At 70.8% G+C, this 291-nt stretch carries 1 protein-coding gene; it reads right to left on the bottom strand.

Annotated elements, in window-relative coordinates; translation table 11 throughout:
- A partial coding sequence (locus AABA78_RS39105; RefSeq protein WP_338270632.1) for a hypothetical protein occupies nucleotides 1–291 on the bottom strand: 291 nt, incomplete at both ends.

The raw sequence follows: 291 nt of genomic DNA, 5'->3' as shown, positions 1-291 counted from the left end.
TCTGCAACTGGTTGCGGCGGGGCGTCGTCTCCGTGTCCGCCCAGTAGTAGTTGCGCGTCACCGGGAAGGGAGTGCCGGAGGCGCAATCCGTGGCGGCCTCGCTGGAGACGAAGCAGGGGCCATGCACCTCAAGGGTGCGGCCCAGCGCGTCCGCGGTGCTCTCCCCCGTGCGGGTGGTGAAGTAGAAGGTGCCCACCCAGCGCTGCTGGCTGCTCCAGGTGCCCGTGCCCGCGTCGAAGACGCGCGTCCAGCCAGAGCGGAGGGTGGCCGAGAGGCGGCCAGAGGAGTCGT

Origin of the sequence: Corallococcus caeni (assembly GCF_036245865.1) — a bacterium.
Lineage (GTDB): Bacteria > Myxococcota > Myxococcia > Myxococcales > Myxococcaceae > Corallococcus > Corallococcus caeni.
This window is presented reverse-complemented; position numbering and strand designations above follow the sequence as displayed.